The sequence below is a fragment of the Neorhizobium galegae genome (genome assembly GCF_017877055.1).
Lineage (GTDB): Bacteria > Pseudomonadota > Alphaproteobacteria > Rhizobiales > Rhizobiaceae > Neorhizobium > Neorhizobium galegae_D.
Genome location: NZ_JAGIPG010000003.1, coordinates 201217 through 218747 on the forward strand (window position 1 = coordinate 201217; position 17531 = coordinate 218747).

Genomic DNA, 17531 nt, shown 5'->3' on the forward strand with positions numbered 1-17531 from the left:
GCACGGCATGCCGAATGTTGTCTCGTCCATCCCACCCGGAGATCATCCAATGATGAAAGAGAATGACGCATCCAATCCTGCCGGCCCGTCGGAAAATGTTGGCATCGAACTCGATCGCCGGAATTTTCTCGCCGGAATGGGAGCCGCAGGCCTTGCGCTTGCAGCCGGTATCAAGCCCGCCCTCGCACAGGACATGTCGCTGCTGAAGGGCTCGGGCGACGTCGTCGTCTGCACCTGGGGCGGTGCCTCCACCGACGCCATGAAGGAGGTCTGGTTCAGGCCGTTTGCCGAGGTGAGCGGCGTCAACGTCTCGACCGCCTCCGTGCCTGACATCGCCAAGCTCGAAGTCATGGAAAATGTCGGCAATGTCGAATGGGACCTGATGGATGCCGAGGGCACCCAGATGGAGCTTGCGATGAAGAAGGGCCTTCTGCAGAAGATCGACTATGACCTGATCTTCAAGATCGTGCCGAAGGACCAGATCGATCCAAAGGTGATCAAGGAATACGGCGTCGGTTCGGTGGGTTTCTCGACCGTCATCGCCTGGAATACGACGCTGTTCGGCAAGAATGGCCCGAAAGACTGGAAGGAATGGGCCGATACGACCCGCTTCAAGGGTCGCCGTGCGCTTTATGCGCAGCCCCGGCCTTCCTTCGAGATCGCCCTGATGGCCGCCGGCGTGCCGCCGGAGAAGATCTATCCGATCAATATCGACGACGCGTTCAAGGCGCTCGACGAGTTGCGTCCGAAGATCAATCTTTGGGTCGAAAAGACGTCCCAGTGGGGCGTCCTGATGCAGAATGGCGAGGTCGACCTGATGGGGTCGAGCTTGTCGCGCACGCTTGATGAAAAGAAACGGACCGGCAAGGTGGATTTCACCTTCAACCAGAGCATCGTCGAACAGGATTACTGGGTCATCCCGAAATCGGCACCTGGCAGCGCCAATGCACAGAAGCTGATCGCCTACGCATTGATGGCCAAGGGCTCTCTCGGTTTTGCGACGAAAATGCCCTTCAGCCTGGCGAATACGTCGATCTATGGCGACATCCCGGAGAACATGAAGCAGCAGCTTCCCGGCTATCCGGAAAATTCGGCCCGCAACGTGCAGATCGACCAGGCATGGTGGGTGGCAAACGCAGACCAGGTACGTCTTCGCTGGCTCGACTGGATGAGCAGGGGCTGAGGTAAGAGCTTCCCCCGAAAGAAGGCGAGGCCGGCACCCGAGGCCTCGCCACCAAGATTGCAGTGCAGCCGCAGGAGCCGACATGGAACTGTCCGATATGACCGCCCGCCAGATGTTCGAACATCTGAGCAAGAACCCCACGCGTCCGCGTTACGGCTTCGGCATCCGGCCGATGCTGGTCAATGTCGATCTGCAATGCGCCTATACCCAGCCGGACGTCTACAAGACGGCTTACGAGACGGATCCGCGGCAGGTGGAATATGTCAACAAACTTGCTGAGGAGACGCGCCGGCTCGGCCTGCCGGTCATCTGGACCTATGTGGCCTTTTCGGAAACCGGCGACGATTGCGGCGTCTTCGGTTCCCGCACCGATACGCCGGACAGTTTGCAGAACATCAAGGAGGGGTCGCCGCGCGCAGCTCTCGACCCGCGCCTCGATGTGGTCAAGGGCGACGTCATTCTCAACAAGAAGATGCCGTCCGCCTTTTTCGAGACGCATGTCGCTTCGCTCGCCACCTATCACAAGGTCGATACGGTGATCGTCACCGGCGGTTCGACCTCGGGCTGCGTGCGGGCAACCGTGGTTGATAGCCTGTCGCGCGGTTACCGGACGATCGTGCCGATCGAATGCGTCGCCGACCTGCATGAGAGCCCGCATTTCGCCAATCTCTACGACATGCACAAGAAATATGCCGACTGCATTCCCGTATCAGAAGTGATCGACTGGTATGCGACACTCGGCTGACATGGTTGCCATGGAGCAGGACGGCTTCGTTTCACAAGCCCCGGTCGTCCATGACGGCGCCGGTGTCTTGCCGGACGAATTGCGTGGTTCGGTTATGCTGCTTGGCAATTTCGACGGGCTGCATCTCGGCCACAGGGCGCTGCTCGCTCTGGCCTCGCGGCGGTCGAGGAAGATGGGGTGCCCCTTGGCAATCCTGCAGTTCGATCCGCATCCGCGGCATCATTTCCGGGGAGAGCAGGGGTTCCTGATCTCGGGCAATGCAGTGCAGAGGCGGCTTCTGACCGAGGCGGGGATCGATCTGATCTACGCGCCTGCCTTCGATGCGCAATTCGCCGCCCAGCCTGCGGAGAGCTTCGTGCTCGATCATCTCGTCGCCCGGCTCGGCATCTCGGCCGTGGTGACCGGCGCGGATTTCCGCTTCGGCCAGTTCCGTACGGGAGACGTACCGCTATTGCAGGCGATGGGCCGGGTCTGCGGTTTTGCGACCCACGTGGTCGGGGAATGCAGGGATCAGGAGCGCGAGGGAATACGGATCTCTTCCAGCCAGGTTCGCCAGTTCATCTGGAGTGGTCGGCTGGACGAAGCCGAGCGCCTGCTTGGCCGTCCTTTCGAAACGGCGATCGAAGCCGGGCCGATGGGCTGGCAATTTGATCCGATGCAGATCCTGCCACCGGACGGAGTTTTTATGGTTGAGGCACGAGGAGCCGCCGGCCGGCGGCTGGGCCGAAGGATGCTTGTCCTGAAAGGACGACGTCTTGAAGCCCGACTGCCGGCCGGAACATCGATCCTTCTCTGGCACGCGGCCGCGACCGTAGGAACGGAAACAGGACTTGAAAGGACAAACCATGGACTATGACAGTCTTGATGCCCTGGCCATGGCGGACCTGGTCCGACGTGGCGCGGTAGCGGCAGATCACTTCGTCAAGGAAGCGAGGACCCGGATTGCGGCACTGAACCCCAGCCTGAACGCTGTCGTGCATCATTTTCCCGAAGAGACATCCTACGCCACGGAAGGTGTCTTCGCAGGCGTGCCGCTGCTGCTGAAGGATACCGGTGTGTCGTTGAAAGACATGCCGATCACCTCGGGCACGCGGCTTCACGAGAATGTCGTAAGCCCGGCTGATAACACCCTCGGCAGCCGTTTGCGAAAGGCGGGTTTTGCGTTTCTCGGCCGCACCAACACGCCCGAACTGGCGCTGAGTTTCACCACCGAAGGCACGTTCCACGGGCCTGCCCGGAACCCCTGGGATCTGACGCGCACGCCGGGCGGCTCTTCCGGTGGGGCGGCTGCGGCAGTCGCGGCCGGCATCCTGCCGATGACGCAATGCTCGGACGGCGCGGGTTCGATCCGCGTCCCCGCTGCCCACTGCGGCGTCTTCGGCCTGAAACCGTCACGCCTGCGCAACCCTTCCGGGCCGTCCGTTGCCGAGGGCATCGGTGGCATGGGGACGCTGCATGCGATCAGCCGTTCGGTGCGTGACAGCGCGGCGATGCTGGATGTCACCCATGGCGCCGATATCGGCGATCCCTGGGGTTCGCCGCCCGTCGAAGGCAGTTTCCTCGACGCTGTCTCGCGCCCGCCGCGCTCGCTCAGGATCGGAATGGAAATAACCGGCGATGCCGATTGCCGTGCAGCCGTTGAAGCGGCGGCTGCGCTCTGCGAAAAACTCGGCCACAAGGTCGAGCTGGCTGAACCGAAATACGATCGCGAAGCCATCAAGCGCGCTTGGCTGACGGTCTCGGCCGTGAACGTCGCCCGCGGCACGCGCAGCCTTGCCAAGGCAAAAAACATCGCCGACCCGCTGGCGCTGCTTGAACCCGTCAATGCCGAATGGGTGAGGATGGGTGACGCAATATACGGCACAGATTATCTCGGCGCGATCGACGCGCTGCACCAGTCGAGCCGGGCGATGGGTCGCTATTTTTCCGATTACGACATCTATCTCTCGCCGACGACGGCAGAAGTTGCTCCGAAACTTGGCCATCTCTCGGGCGCGGGCCTTGGCGTCGAGGAATTCTTTCAGCGCTTCTGGAACCACGCGCCGCTGACGGCGGTGTTCAACGCCTCCGGCTGCCCCGCCATGAGCGTGCCGCTCTACTGGACCGAGGCGGGTATTCCTGTCGGCGTGCATTTCGGTGCGGCTTTTGGTGCCGAGGCACTGCTTTTCAGTCTGGCCGGCCAGCTTGAAGCCGCCAGCCCATGGGCGATGCGTCGCCCGAACATGTCCGAGGTGACAGCATGACCATCAGTTCTTCAAAAACCGCTTCTGCCGACATCGCCGCGATGAGCGCCCGCGCCATCGCCAAGGCCGTCGCCTCCGGCACGCTGAGCGCCGAGGCGGTGACCGAGGTCTGGCTAGATCGCATCGCCGCGGTCGAGCCGTCGCTGCATGCGTTCATCCACCACGCGCCTGAAAAGACCCGTGCACTTGCAGCGATAGCGCCGGAAGGCCCGCTTGCCGGTGTTCCTTTCGGCATCAAGGACGTCATCGAAACCCGCGACATGCCGACGGAATATGGTTCTGCCGCTTATCCCGGCTGGCAGCCCTGCCGGGATGCACCGGTCGTCCATCTCGCCCGCCAGGCCGGCGCCGTCATCATGGGCAAGACAGTCTCGACGGAGTTTGCAACCGCATCGCCCGGCGCCACCGTCAATCCGTTCGATCCGAAACGTACGCCCGGAGGCTCTTCCAGCGGCACGGCGGCCGCGCTCGGCGCGGGGCTGATCTTGCTCGGACTTGGCACGCAGACCTCCGGCTCCACCATCCGCCCGGCCGCCTATTGCGGCGTCGCGGCAATGAAACCATCGCCAAAACTGATCGAGACCTTTGGCGTCAAGCCGCTGTCGCAGACGCTCGACATCGTCGGGCCCATGGCGCGCGACATCCGCGATCTGGCGCTGCTCGTCTCGGTCTGCATGCGGCGTTCGGAGCTTGCACCGGATATTCTCACCCCTGAAAGCACTTTGCCGCTTTCGAAGATGGGTCTTTTCATGCCGGTTCATGATCCTGTCGCCGATTTCGCACCGCTCGAACGGGCCGCATCCGCGCTTGGTGACGTGTCCGCACAGGCGGTGCCGGACTGGTTCGAAGCGCTCGGGCCGGCACAGGACGGTGTCTTCGGCTGGGAAGCTTCGGTCTCGCTCAGCACCGACCGCGACCTTCATTGGGACAAGCTGAGACCGGACACCCATGCTTTCATGGAGCGGCAGGCGAAGAGCTCCTTTGCAGGCTGGCAGGCCGGGCTTGCAGCGCGTGACCACGCACTTTCCAATCTTGACGCCCTGTTCGGCGATGCGGACTTCCTCGTCACTCCGTCCGCACCCGGGGAGGCACCGCTTGGCCTCGAAAGGACCGGGCCTGCGACCTACAATATCCGCTGGACCCTGCTCGGCTGCCCGAGCGTCACCATTCCGGCCGGTTTCGGTCCGGCAGGCCTGCCCGTCGGTCTGCAACTGGTTGCCCGCCCCGGACAGGATCCGGCCCTGCTGCGGCAGGCCGCTGCCGTCGAAGATCGCTTGCGCGCAGCAGGCATCGAGGCGCGGCCGCAAAAGTCGTGAGGAAAGTCTTGACATTGGCAGCGCCGTTGCAGTGGCTGCTTCTGCTGGTGCCGGGCCTCGCTCTTGGACAGGTCCTGCAACTACTGTCGCTTCCCGCCGCGCTGATGCTCGGCCCGATGGTGGTCGGCATCGTCATGGCGCGGGGCGGCTGCGAGGTCCGCATTCCCGGTGTGCTTCACCGCATGGCGCAGGGTGTCGCCGGGTGCCTAATCGCCGCCCATCTCGATTCCGCGCTGCTGGTGCGGATGGGCGAGATCTGGCCGATCGTCATCGTTTTCGTGGCGCTGACCTTTCTCGCCTCCTGCTTTGCCGGCTGGTTTTCGGCACGGACGTCGGGGATCGACGGCGAGGTGGCGATCTGGGGATTTCTGCCGGGAATGGCGGGCACCGTGATCGCCATGGCGCACGAGCATGGGCTCGACAGCCGTCTTGTGGCGCTGATCCAGACGGTGCGGCTGATGGTGGTTATCGCCACAATGGTCGTCGCGGCGCTCTTTATCGTCGGTGCGGCAGTTGTGCATCCAGCTGCCGGGTCTGCGCCGGATCTCGTCTCGATTTCGGTCGTGCTGGGTCTGGCAATCGTCGGCGCGCTCAGCGCTCGTTATCTGCGCTTTATTCCATCGGCTGCATCGCTTGTGCCCTTAACCCTCGGCGGGGCGCTGCAGGTTACCGGCGCCAATCTCGCCGTGCCGGCCTGGCTGGTGGCGCTCGCCTATCTCGCCTTCGGTGCGCATATCGGTCTTCGGATGACGCCGGATATCTTGCGCGCCGGTGCCCGCGCACTGCCGTCGCTTGTCGGCGCCGCATTCCTGCTGATGCTGCTTTGCGGCGTTTCCGGCGCTGTGCTTTCGGTCGTCGCCGGCATCGATCTGATGAGCGCGCTTCTGGCGACGGTGCCGGGCAGCATCGATTCTATCGCGCTGATCGCCGTCAATGCCGGCGCCGACATGACCTTCGTCATGACGTTGCAGACGCTGCGCCTTTTCGCCGTTTCGATCTTCGGCCCCTTCGTGGCGCGCAGCATGGTCCACATGCTGCATCGCTGGAAGCCGAGCTAAAGCCAATACCAACAGGGAGACAATTCAATGCACAAGCAGATCATCAAGGCGGACGTGCCGGAAAATGGCGGCGCCTATAATCTCTGCGTCCGCTACGGCGATATGCTCTATCTTTCGGGGCTAGCGCCCTTCGACGCGGCGTTTTGCGCTGTGGTTGCCGCCGCACGTGCTGCTGGCACCAAGGTTCCACCGATGCCCGACACGCCGTTTTCGAGGCAGGTCGAGATCGTCATGGAGAATATCAAGAAACTGGTCGAGGCGGCGGGCTCCAACATGGATTGCTTGCTGAAGACGAATGTCTGGCTGCGTGACCAGACCCAGGCGGAAGAATTCGAGAAGGTCTACATAAAATATTTCTCCAGCCACGAGGCGCTGCCTGCCCGCGCCCGCATGCAGGCCGGCCGCACGCCCATGGATTGCGGGCTGGAAATCGAGGTCATTGCCTACGTGCCGAACGACAACTGACATCCGCATCTGCGAGGACGGCCCGATGAGCAATTTTTCGAAGACGCAGCGCATCACCAAGAACGTCGTCTGGACCGATGGCGGGTTGGTTGCCGCGCATCATCGGACGGCAGCCGAGGTCGGTGCGAAAGTCTTGGCCGAAGGCGGCGATGCGATGGATGCGGCGATAGCCACTTCCTTCGCGCTCGGCGTCGTCGAACCGTGGATGAGCGGACCGATGGGCGGCGGGATGATGACGCTCTGGCGGGCCGGCGAGACGCGTGCCGAGACGATTGAGTTTGGCATGCGCGCACCGGTCGGGCTAAAGCTTTCGGATTATCCGCTGGTCGAAAGCGGCGGCGTGTCGGATCTTTTTACCTGGGCGCGGGTCAAGGGCGACCGCAATATCTTTGGGCCCCATTCGATTGCCGTACCCGGCCTGGTGGCCGGTATGGAACTCGCTCATCAGCGTTATGCGACGCGGCCCTGGGCGGAGCTTCTGGCGCCTGCCGTGGCACTGGCCGAAAAGGGCATGCTCGTCGACTGGTATGCCTCGCTGATGATCGCTTCGGTGACGCGCCAGCTGGCGAAGGACAAGGATGCGGCACGACTTTTCCTCGTCGACGGGCAGTGGCCGAACATCGCCGGCTGGACCGATATCAAGGAAAGCCGGCTGGACCAGTCGGCGATGGCTGCCGCGCTACAACGTCTGGCGGAAGCCGGGCCGCGAGATTTCTACCAAGGTCAGCTCGCCGAAGCGCTCGTCTCCGACATGCGCGACAAGGGCAACCCGTTGTCGCACGAGGACCTGAGAGCCTATCGCGCCCGCGTCAACCCAACCCGCACCGTCTCCTACAGGGATGCAACGATCCACGCGCCTTCGGGTCTCAGCGCAGGCAGTGAACTGGTGACGACGCTGCGGCAGATGGAAGGTGAACTCCGGGCCGGCAAAAGCCCCGATTCCGGCAGTTATGCCGCGATGGCCCGTGCCTTGCGGGCGGCCTATCAGGATCGGCTTGAGAATGCCGGCGACGAAAGCGGCGATGCGGATGCCGCACCCTGCACGACATCTTTCAGTATCGTCGACAAGGCCGGCAACATGGTCAATGTCACCCAGACGCTTCTGTCGAAATTCGGCAGTCGGGTCGTATCCCAATCAACCGGCATGCTGATGAACAACGGTATCATGTGGTTTGACCCGGAACCGGGAAAACCCAATTCGCTTGCGCCCGGCAAGGCATGCCTGATGAATGTCTGCCCGACGATCGGCGAACATCGCGGCCGGATGTTTGCGATCGGCGCAGCTGGCGGACGGAAGATCCTGCCGGCCGTCACCAATCTGATCAGCTTCATGGTCGATTTCGGCATGAGCCTGGAAGAGGCTTTCCATCACCCGCGGATTGATGTCAGCAGCCTGTCGCAGATTATTGCAGACGAGGATATGTCGGTGGAGATACAGACAGCACTCGCCAGAATTGCGCCGACTGTTGCCGCCAAGCGCACCGTCCATCCTTATGCATTCGCGGTGCCGGTCGGCGTGATGCGCAGCGAGGGCCGCAATTGCGGCGCCACCGAGATCGTGGCGCCTTGGGGTGATACCAGCCTTGAGGAAAGCTTTAACGCCCGGTAAAACCGGTGGAAACGTTTTCCACGATTGCCAGAACCGCCGCAGGAACCGGGCCGGATGTACCCCTCAACGGTTGAACAAGCGGGTGCGAGAGTTGCCGCGCGGGCCCGTGCGTGTAACAGAGCAGGACTGATCAGGCCGGCTGCAATTGCGGACCCGCGATGTCGTATTGCCGCGCGGGCCGACGAGTTCGCGTGTCGCTGAGCATTCGCCACCGCTGCAGGTACGGGTATGGGTGGCCGAGCCGCCATAGATGCCGGTCGTCGATCGGGTGGCGGTGCAGGCTCCATTTGCGCATTCCACCGACCGGTCGAATGAGTTCACACGCGGCGCCGCGGCCGGTGGGTAATAGCGCCAGGTATGATGCCAGGGATAGCGGACGTAATGGCGGTCCCAATAGGCGCGGTTATAGCCGACCACGACGATGCCGATACGGGGTGCAACGACCGGCGTCAGCACGACTGGCGCGCCGCGATAATCGACCTGAATGTAGTTCGCCGACACCCAACCCCGATAAACACCGAGCGAAATATCGCACCAGCTGTAACCTGCGACGCATCCAAAGGTCGTGATGCGGGCGCCGACCGGCACGACGGTCACGACCGGATAGACGCTCGACGGCCCGGCTCTCAGGTTGACGTTGCCGATTGCGACCGCAGCTGTGGCAGCTGCGGCGACGGATGACATGCCCGCCAGCATTGCCAGTGCGAGAAGCAGTTTCCTGAACATGGTTCTTCCTTTCCGAGCGTTTGGTCAGCGCTGCGCCATGTCTGCGAGCGTCGTACGACAGGGCGAGGAGAGCTTGTCGGCGTTTTGTCTAAGGCAGGCGGCGATACGGCCTTCGCCCCTGTCGACACCGTTGCAATAGGTCGTGAGATCAGCGCGGCAGGCGCGTGCGACCGCAATCGCCTTCTGGCGCATCTCTGGCGAGATCTGAGTCTGGGCGGATGCTGTACCGGCAAGTGTCGCGATGAACAGGGCGAAAAGCGTGGGGGCGAACAGGATCTTTCGGATCATCGGGATAGTCCTTCGGTTTTGGTGATGGAGCTGGTTTCGGACGGCAGACTGTCATTGACGGCCGGCGGCGGTTTGAGCGAGATGCTGGGTGAAGGACCAACCGGCCCGAAAAGCACGCGGAGCTTCTTGCTTATATTTGGCGCCTGGCAGAAATCCCGCCAGAGCATCGCCCATTCGCCGAGAGCGATCCGGCCGGGATGGACTGACGGGGGGCGGCCACGCAGGCCATAACGCAGCGGCTCGGTCGCGGGCGCTTCCGCGAATGTGCCGAACAGGCGATCGAAGACGATCAGGATGCCGCCGAAATTCTTATCGAGGCAGCCGGGATTGGAAGCGTGATGAACGCGGTGATGCGCCGGTGTGTTCAGCACCCATTCGAGCGGCCCGAGGTGGGGCGAAAGCTCGGTATGAATGAAGAACTGATAGGCGAGATTGAGCCCCATCATGGCGACGATCCCGAACGGATGAAAGCCGACAAAGGCAAGCGGCAGGAAGAAGAGGAAATTGCCGGAAATGCTGCCCGTCCAGCCGAGCCGGATCGCAGCCGTCAGGTTGAGCTTCGTCGGTGAATGATGGACTGCATGGGTCGCCCAGAGCCAGCGGATATGATGCGAGGCCCGATGGTGCCAGTAGTAGACGAAATCGACGGCGAGGAAGAGTGCCAGAGCCCCCGCGGCACCGGTGATGTCGATATCGATCAGGCGGTACCGATAGGCGAGCATGAAAGGCGTGGCGACAACCGCTGCTTCCACGGGGCGCAGAATGCTGTGAATGAACGCGACGCCGAAGGAGGCGGCGGATTCCCTCAAGTCATGGGTATCGTGCAGCGCCAACCTGCCGATGAGGTATTCGAGCAGCATGAAGGATGCCGCGACGACAAGGATACCGCCGCGCACGGATGGATCGACGATGCTCTGGAACATGGAAGAACCTCGCTTGGTCAACAGGAACGCCCGGTGGCCTGAGCCAGGGGGTTCGGAATCCGCCGGGCGCCCCGATCAGGTCAGTAACGATGGAAACTGCCTGAGCGGGTAACGGTATTGCCGCGCGGACCGGTTGTGGTGCGCGAACCGGTGCAGGTGCCGCCGTCGCAGGAGGCCGAGCCGTTGCGCGACATGCTGTAGCCATTGGGGCCGGTGCGGGTGACACTGCGCGAGCAGGAGCCGGACGCACAATTGCCATTCGCATGCACAGAGGCGGTTCCGCGCGGGCCACTCACCGAACCGTCGCGGGTCCAGGCATTCGCCTGACCGACCGAAAGAAGCGCGAAAGTGCTGGCAAGCAGGCAGGCGGCGAGTGTCTTGGTCATCTTTCCATCCTCGTATGGTTTGGATCGTCACATCAATCGTCTCAGGGAATCTGCCGGTGATGCGAGGGTAAGAATGGTTTGCTGATGTATGCGGGTTTTGTCGTGCAGTTCTCAAAACGTAAGCTTTTGTTGTTCGCTTGTAGCATTTTGTATCGGCGGTCCCGCGCAGCTTGATTTCGTGAAACCGCTTCGCCATGGTTTCGAAATGAACCGACCCATGGCCACCATTCTGATTGTCGATGACGATGCCGAGATAAGGCAGCTCGTCGGCGATTTCCTGTCGCGAGAGGATTACGCCGTGGAGATGGCGGAGGATGCCCGCGCCATGGATGAAATCTTCCGCCGCCGCGAGCCCGACCTGATGATCCTCGACCTTATGATGCCCGGCGAGGATGGCCTTTCGGTTTGCCGTCGCGTTCGCGCCACGCGGCCGCTGCCGATTTTGATGTTGACAGCGAAAAGCGACGAGACAGATCGTGTCGTGGGTCTGGAACTCGGTGCCGACGATTATCTCGTCAAGCCCTTCGGGCCACGCGAGCTTCTGGCGCGTGTCCGGGCACTTTTACGAAGGGCTTCGCCGCAACCCTTCCAGCCGTCGAGCCGGCGCTTCGTCTTCGACCGTTTCGTCGCCGATCTCGACGCGCGGCAGCTTGAAGTGGAGCCCGGCGGGCTGGTGCCGCTGACCAGCGGCGAATTCGAGCTTCTCTCCTGTTTCGTGCTGAGGCCGCGCCGGGTGCTCTCGCGCGACCAGATCCTCGACTGGACCCATGGCCGCACGGCCGATCCTTTTGACCGGACGGTCGACCTGCTCGTCTCGCGGCTGCGCAGGAAACTGGATGCGGCAAGTCCCGGCAGCAATCTCATCAGTACGGTTCGCAATGGAGGTTACCTGCTGACGGTGCCGGTGCGCCAGGTGACGTGATGTTGCGCTTAAGCCTTTCTCGGAGGTTGATCGCGATTGGCGGCGCCGGCTTGCTAGCCCTGTGGATCGCGCTTATCTCCTTTTATTATCTTGCGAATGGCCTCGGCCGAACGGCTTCCAATCCTCCGCCCGGGCAAATCGCAGCGATTGCCACTCTTCTGAAGAGTGAGCCGGAGGATCGGTGGCCCTTGCTGATCGATGCCGCGAGTTCACCGATCCTTGATATGCGGATCACCGGGACCGACTTGCCGCCCGGAGAGACTACCGATCTATGGGACAATACCGAGTATCGGATCTATCGCGAGGTGCTGGGTAAGGATCTTCTTTCGATCCGCCTCCTCACGCCGGGGCGCCGGATAAGGCGGCCGCTTCTCTTCAAGGGCGTGGTGAACCCCATCCAGTTCCGTGTCCGGCTTTCGCCGGAACGGGTGTTGGTCATGGAGACTCGCACGCCTTTCATCGTCACGTGGTTCGGCCTGCCGGTGGGGCTCGGCGCCGGCCTCATAGGCACGCTTTTCGGGGTCGTGGCCATGATCGCCCTTCACCGTGAGATCCGCCCGCTGACGCGGTTGGCCGCAGCCGTCGACCGGATCGATCCGATCGACACTCCGGTTCCTTTGCCGGAGCTGAAAGGTGCCGCACCCGAAACGCAAGCACTGTTCAAAGCTTTTGAGCGGCTGCAGACACGGCTTCATGCGATCGTCAGGGCAAGGCTCGCTCTGATTGGCGGCATACAGCACGACGTGCGAACCTTTGCGACGCGGCTGCGGCTGCGGCTGGAACATATTCCGGACGAAGGGGTGCGGGAGAAAGCCGTGGCCGACATAAACGACATGATCGAACTGCTCGACAACGCAATGCTTGCCGGTCGCGCCGGTGTCGGTGCATTGGACGAGGAGCTATTCGACATCGTGCCGTTACTGGAGGCAGAGGTAGCCGACCGCCGGGCAGCCGGAGGGCGCGTCACCTTGGCTGTCCTTCCAGCCGAGACGGAACCGAAGGCTGCAACCGAGGCTGCACTTTTGATAGGCGACCGGCTGGCACTCAGGCGCATTTTCGCGAATCTGATTGACAACGCGCTGAAATATGGCAGCGCGGCGCATCTGAGGCTGATTGTTGAAGGGGAATGGCTGAGGCTGACGATTGACGATGAGGGGCCAGGCATTCCGATCGATCAGCGAGAAATCCTGATTGAGCCTTTCATGCGGCTCGAAACATCACGCGCCCGCAAGACCGGTGGAGCCGGCCTTGGCCTTGCAGTGGCCCGCAATTTGGTGGAGGCCCATGGCGGAACATTGGCGATCGACGATGCTCCGGTCCGCGGAGCGAGGATCATTGTGCGTTTGCCGCTGTTTCGGGGCTGAAGCCTGCTTTGGGTATCAAGACCGTGCATTCAGAGTGGCCAGGGGGTGAGGAGCATAAAGGCCCCGCGCCGCCATAAGCTGAACTGCGGCTCGGGGTTTTCTTCGTCGGGTCAGCGGCATGGCAGAGTTCGATTACGGGCAGCGATCAGTCGAGTTCTGCAGCCGAGGCGAGAGCCGTTCTGCCTTGCTCGCCCGACGGTTTCTCCATGTGGGCGCCGAAAACCGTCGGATCATCACGGAACGCGAACACGTCTTCAGGTTGGGCGGACACGATGGTCGTACTGGATGCCGAGCGCTCATGGGTCATGGGGTGCGATCCTTGTGGTCGTGCCCTTCATGCCCGCCATGACCGTGGAAGAGATGCATGAGCGGGCAGGCCAGCAGCAGAAGGTATGGTGCGAGACCGAGGGCATGTGCCCAGTGTTCGCGGAGGATGAAGAAGACGACGATGACGATGAGGGAGGCTGCCGTGAGGAGCCATGCACGGGACGAACTCATAGGCTGATGCTCCTGAGTCTGAGGGAATTGCCGATCACGCTGACAGAAGAAAGCGCCATCGCGGCAGCGGCGATGATAGGGGATAGCAGGATGCCGAAGGCCGGATAGAGAACGCCCGCTGCGACAGGAACGCCCGCTGCGTTGTAAATGAAAGCGAAGAAGAGATTCTGGCGGATGTTTCGCATCGTCATCCGGCTCAACTGCCGCGCCCGTACTATGCCCTGGAGGTCGCCCCTCAGAAGGGTGACGCCTGCGCTCTCGATGGCCACGTCAGTGCCCGTACCCATCGCAACGCCGACATCGGCGGCGGCAAGCGCTGGGGCATCGTTGACGCCATCCCCGGCCATGGCGACGATCCTGCGTTCGCCGCGAAGGCGGGCGACGATCTTGCTCTTGTCCTCGGGAAGGACCTCCGCCTCGACCTCGGTGATGCCGAGCTTTCGCGCAACCGCCTGGGCAGTCGTCTTGTTGTCGCCCGTCAGCATCACCACCCGAACGCCTTCGGCAACGAGCTGCCGCATGGCTTCCGGCGTCGTTGCCTTGATGGGATCGGCGATGGCGAAGAGACCGGCCAGGACGCCATCGGCAGCCATGAAGATCACCGTCGCCCCCTCATTCCTCAGCTCCTCGGCCTTGGCCGCCATGTCGGACACGTCAACATGAGCCTCACCCATGATCCGGTGGCTGCCGAGGATCAGCTTCCTGCCCTCGACGGTACCCGTCACCCCCTTGCCGACCGGACTATCGAAATCCTGGGCATCGCCGAGAGGAACGTTACGTTCATTCGCGGCATTGACGATGGCAAGCGCCAACGGATGCTCGCTTGACCGTTCCAGGGTTGCTGCGAGCCGGAGCAATTCGGTTTCGGCAATGCCCTCGCGTGGTGCGATTGCCGTGACCTTCGGCCGCCCTTCGGTCAGGGTCCCGGTCTTGTCGACGACCAGCGTGTCGATCCTCTCGAAGCGTTCCAGGGCTTCGGCATTCTTGATCAGCACGCCAAGTCTCGCGCCGCGCCCGACGCCGACCATGATCGACATCGGGGTCGCCAGGCCGAGCGCACAGGGGCAGGCGATAATCAGGACGGCGACGGCCGCAACAAGGCCATGAGCAAACCTGGGCTCCGGACCGATCAGCATCCAGGTGATGAAGGACGCCATGGCGATCGCGATCACCACCGGAACGAACCAACCGGACACCGTGTCTGCCAGGCGTTGGATGGGGGCACGGGACCTCTGTGCCTCCGCGACCATCCGGACGATCTGTGACAGCATCGTGTCGCGCCCGACCTTTCCGGCTTCCATGACGAAGCCGCCGGTCTGGTTCATCGTCCCCCCGATCAGCTTCGAGCCGGCTTCCTTGGTTACCGGCATGGATTCCCCGGTGATCATGGATTCGTCGACAGAGCTTCGTCCTTCCAGAAGCGTGCCATCGACCGGCACTTTTTCGCCGGGGCGAACACGCAACCTGTCTCCCACGACCACAGCATCGAGGCCGACGTCCTCGTCGGAACCGTCGGCCTTCACGCGCCGCGCCATTTTGGGAGCCAGGTCGAGAAGGGCACGGATCGCACCGCCTGTCTGTTCGCGGGCTCGCAGTTCGAGGACCTGGCCGAGCAGCACCAGGACGGTGATCACCGCCGCTGCTTCGAAATAGACGGCTACCGCGCCTTCGGCGGAGCGGAACGTCTCCGGAAATATGCCCGGCACGATCGTCGCCACAACGCTGTAAATCCAGGCGACGCCTGTGCCCATGGCGATCAGCGTGAACATGTTGAGGTGGCGCGTCAGAACGGACCGCCAGCCTCGCTCGAAGAACGGCCATCCGGCCCAGAGGACGACTGGTGTCGCCAGGACCATCTGGATCCAGTTCGAGGTTTGCGCACCGAGCAGCATGTGCAGGTTCGTCAGATGGCCACCCATTTCCAGGGCGAGCACCGGAAGGGAGAGCACCAGGCCGATCCAGAAGCGGCGCTGCATGTCGACCAGTTCCGAGCTAGGCCCGGTCTCGACCGCAGGCGTTTCGGGTTCGAGCGTCATGCCGCAGATGGGGCAGTTCCCCGGTCCGATCTGCCTGACCTGCGGGTGCATCGGGCAGGTGTAGATGATCCCGTCTCCGGCGGGAGCTTGGGACGGAGCCTTCACAGGCTCCGTCCCGTTCGTTTCGTGTTGACGATCGTGATCGTGGTGGGCATGTTCATGGTGGTCGTGTGCCATGTCAGGTCTCCTGATCAGATTGCGCCGTCGTAGGCGATGTAAGTCATCATCCCGGTGGCCATGTGGTACAGGTGGTGGCAGTGAAGCGGCCACCGTCCGGGATTGGCGGTATCGAACTCCACCACAACCTCGGCCATCGGCGTCAGCAGGACCGTATCCCGGACGGCTCCGCGGAATTGCCGGCCATTGACGCCGACGACCTGGAAATGATGCCCATGCAAGTGCATCGGGTGCGCCATCATCGACATGTTTCGCATCGTGAGGCGGACCCGCTTGTCTTTGGAAACGTTCAATGGCGCGGGCGGATCGATGCCCCAGGTGTACGCGGCCATGTCACCCGCCAGTGTGATGGCGTACTGATGGTCAGGTGACCGGGCGGAGAGAGGGGTTGCAGCCCGAAGCTGCTGCTCCAGACCCAGACCGAGAACAGGACCGGTCTCCGAGGCTGTTGAACTGATCTTTCCAACGGCAGCATCCTTGGTCGCAAGAATGATGCCGGTCTGTTCCTTCGCGCCTTCGCGAAGCGCGAGGACGGGGTAGGAACCGGAGCCTGCGGGAAGTTCCAGCCGGATGTCGAGGCGCTGTCCCATCGCGATCGGGAAGCGGCTGGTCGAAACGGGCCTTATATCGATGCCGTCCACCGCAACGAGGCTGCCGGCGACGACGCCGGTATCGATGGTGAAGGCGGTGGCGGTTGCACCGTTGATGATGCGCAGGCGTACCCGGCCGCCTTTCTCGATACTGACGACCTCCGGATCATCCAGGGTGCGGTCGTTCGCGAGATAGGCATCGTATTCGATGTCGTTGAGGTCCATGGCGGGCATGCCCATCATCGGCATGCCCGTTGCTGACATACCTTTCATCGGCATCTGATGTCCCTGCATGTTCGACATCATCGACATCATGCTCTGGTGGCCCGGCTGCATGTCGCCATGTCGTGAGCCGCCGCCCTTCAACCCTTCAAGCAACTCCTCCGGAGACTTGAAGGAGAAATCGTGCAGCAGGATCACGACCTCTTGTTCGTCGCGGGCACGGTCTTCCGCCGTGCGGACGATCAGCGGCGCGGCGAGCAGGCTCTGTTCCTGCAGGGTGTGGGCGTGCATCCAGTGGGTGCCGCCAGGGCCGACAGGGAACGTGTAGTCCCGTGTTTCCTTGCCAGTCAGCAAGGCGGCGGGATTGTCCGGTACGCCATCCATGTTCCACGGCGGTGTCAGGCCATGCCAGTGGATGAGCGTGTCTTCGGATGTCTCGTTGAGGAGGCGGATGTTGAAGTCCGTGCCCTCATCCAGCACGAGGCCGGGCTTGCCGCTGCGGCTGCCCAGTCCGAAGACGGACGCAGCCTTGCCATTGATGTCCAGGGTTCGCTTTCCGATGACAAGATCGGTGGGAGTGGGATTTGCAAACGCACGGGTGGAATTGAGGATAGGCGAGACGACTGCCGCACTCACGGCGAGCGTCTTCAGGAATTGACGGCGATACATGATATGCCTCTCGATCTATGTCGGCATGCCGACAGTGCTGATGAAGGGTTGGCCAGCCGATAGGCGGCCGGGTCATCAGGCAGCGGATTGCGGAGGCTTGAAGCCGGGAGA

General features: G+C 62.5%; 18 protein-coding genes. 10 read left to right on the forward strand and 8 right to left on the reverse strand.

Annotation, left to right across the window (positions count from 1 at the left end; translation table 11 throughout):
* The first annotated feature begins 49 nt into the window (after positions 1-49).
* The 8 genes from J2857_RS20195 to J2857_RS20230 all read left to right on the forward strand — a co-directional run bounded on the left by J2857_RS20195 (position 50) and on the right by J2857_RS20230 (position 8619).
* Complete coding sequence (locus J2857_RS20195) at positions 50-1183, forward strand: ABC transporter substrate-binding protein (protein ID WP_210011899.1); 1134 nt, start codon at positions 50-52, stop codon at positions 1181-1183.
* An 82-nt stretch (positions 1184-1265) separates the two neighbouring features.
* A complete protein-coding gene (locus J2857_RS20200) occupies positions 1266-1928 on the forward strand; it encodes an isochorismatase family protein (protein ID WP_210011900.1) in 663 nt (220 codons plus the stop codon).
* Positions 1912-2784 carry a hypothetical protein gene (locus J2857_RS20205; protein WP_210011901.1) on the forward strand — a complete coding sequence of 291 codons (873 nt, stop codon included), beginning with the start codon at positions 1912-1914 and terminating at the stop codon, positions 2782-2784. The genes J2857_RS20200 and J2857_RS20205 overlap by 17 nt, the downstream gene beginning before the upstream one ends.
* Positions 2774-4171 (forward strand): amidase, encoded by a 1398-nt coding sequence (locus J2857_RS20210; protein ID WP_210011902.1) that lies wholly within the window; start codon positions 2774-2776, stop codon positions 4169-4171. The genes J2857_RS20205 and J2857_RS20210 overlap by 11 nt, the downstream gene beginning before the upstream one ends.
* Positions 4168-5487 carry an amidase gene (locus tag J2857_RS20215; protein ID WP_210011903.1) on the forward strand — a complete coding sequence of 440 codons (1320 nt, stop codon included), beginning with the start codon at positions 4168-4170 and terminating at the stop codon, positions 5485-5487. Before J2857_RS20210 ends, J2857_RS20215 begins: the two co-directional genes overlap by 4 nt.
* A 14-nt stretch (positions 5488-5501) precedes the next feature.
* Positions 5502-6545, forward strand: coding sequence for an AbrB family transcriptional regulator (locus J2857_RS20220; protein WP_245363613.1), 1044 nt, complete (start codon positions 5502-5504; stop codon positions 6543-6545).
* A 27-nt stretch (positions 6546-6572) separates the two neighbouring features.
* Positions 6573-7010, forward strand: coding sequence for a RidA family protein (locus J2857_RS20225; protein WP_210011905.1), 438 nt, complete (start codon positions 6573-6575; stop codon positions 7008-7010).
* A 25-nt stretch (positions 7011-7035) separates the two neighbouring features.
* Positions 7036-8619: a gamma-glutamyltransferase gene (locus J2857_RS20230; RefSeq protein ID WP_210011906.1), complete on the forward strand. Its 1584-nt coding sequence runs from the start codon at positions 7036-7038 to the stop codon at positions 8617-8619.
* 63 nt (positions 8620-8682) lie between these two features.
* Here J2857_RS20230 and J2857_RS20235 read toward each other — a convergent pair whose 3' ends face one another.
* The 4 genes from J2857_RS20235 to J2857_RS20250 all read right to left on the reverse strand — a co-directional run bounded on the left by J2857_RS20235 (position 8683) and on the right by J2857_RS20250 (position 10942).
* Positions 8683-9345, reverse strand: coding sequence for an SH3 domain-containing protein (locus tag J2857_RS20235; RefSeq protein ID WP_210011907.1), 663 nt, complete (start codon positions 9343-9345; stop codon positions 8683-8685).
* A 24-nt stretch (positions 9346-9369) separates the two neighbouring features.
* The gene (locus tag J2857_RS20240; protein ID WP_210011908.1) at positions 9370-9633 is read right to left on the reverse strand and encodes a cysteine rich repeat-containing protein; all 264 of its coding nucleotides are present in this window, start codon (positions 9631-9633) and stop codon (positions 9370-9372) included.
* Positions 9630-10556, reverse strand: a complete 927-nt coding sequence (locus J2857_RS20245) for a sterol desaturase family protein (protein WP_210011909.1) — start codon at positions 10554-10556, stop codon at positions 9630-9632. Before J2857_RS20245 ends, J2857_RS20240 begins: the two co-directional genes overlap by 4 nt.
* A gap of 80 nt (positions 10557-10636) precedes the next feature.
* The gene (locus tag J2857_RS20250) at positions 10637-10942 is read right to left on the reverse strand and encodes a hypothetical protein (RefSeq protein WP_245363614.1); all 306 of its coding nucleotides are present in this window, start codon (positions 10940-10942) and stop codon (positions 10637-10639) included.
* A 205-nt stretch (positions 10943-11147) separates the two neighbouring features.
* Between J2857_RS20250 and J2857_RS20255 the strand changes: the two genes are divergently transcribed.
* Complete coding sequence (locus J2857_RS20255; RefSeq protein ID WP_210011910.1) at positions 11148-11864, forward strand: response regulator transcription factor; 717 nt, start codon at positions 11148-11150, stop codon at positions 11862-11864.
* Between the two features lie 188 nt (positions 11865-12052).
* Complete coding sequence (locus J2857_RS20260; RefSeq protein WP_245363617.1) at positions 12053-13228, forward strand: ATP-binding protein; 1176 nt, start codon at positions 12053-12055, stop codon at positions 13226-13228.
* Between the two features lie 145 nt (positions 13229-13373).
* Here J2857_RS20260 and J2857_RS20265 read toward each other — a convergent pair whose 3' ends face one another.
* The 4 genes from J2857_RS20265 to J2857_RS20280 are packed head-to-tail and all read right to left on the reverse strand — an operon-like array spanning position 13374 to position 17420.
* Positions 13374-13535 (reverse strand): hypothetical protein, encoded by a 162-nt coding sequence (locus J2857_RS20265; protein ID WP_210011912.1) that lies wholly within the window; start codon positions 13533-13535, stop codon positions 13374-13376.
* Positions 13532-13726 (reverse strand): DUF2933 domain-containing protein, encoded by a 195-nt coding sequence (locus tag J2857_RS20270; protein ID WP_210011913.1) that lies wholly within the window; start codon positions 13724-13726, stop codon positions 13532-13534. Before J2857_RS20270 ends, J2857_RS20265 begins: the two co-directional genes overlap by 4 nt.
* Entirely contained in the window at positions 13723-15939 is a 2217-nt protein-coding gene (locus tag J2857_RS20275; protein ID WP_210011914.1) for a copper-transporting P-type ATPase, read from the reverse strand. The genes J2857_RS20270 and J2857_RS20275 overlap by 4 nt, the downstream gene beginning before the upstream one ends.
* 14 nt (positions 15940-15953) lie before the next feature.
* Positions 15954-17420, reverse strand: a complete 1467-nt coding sequence (locus tag J2857_RS20280) for a multicopper oxidase family protein (protein WP_210011915.1) — start codon at positions 17418-17420, stop codon at positions 15954-15956.
* Positions 17421-17531: the final 111 nt, after the last annotated feature.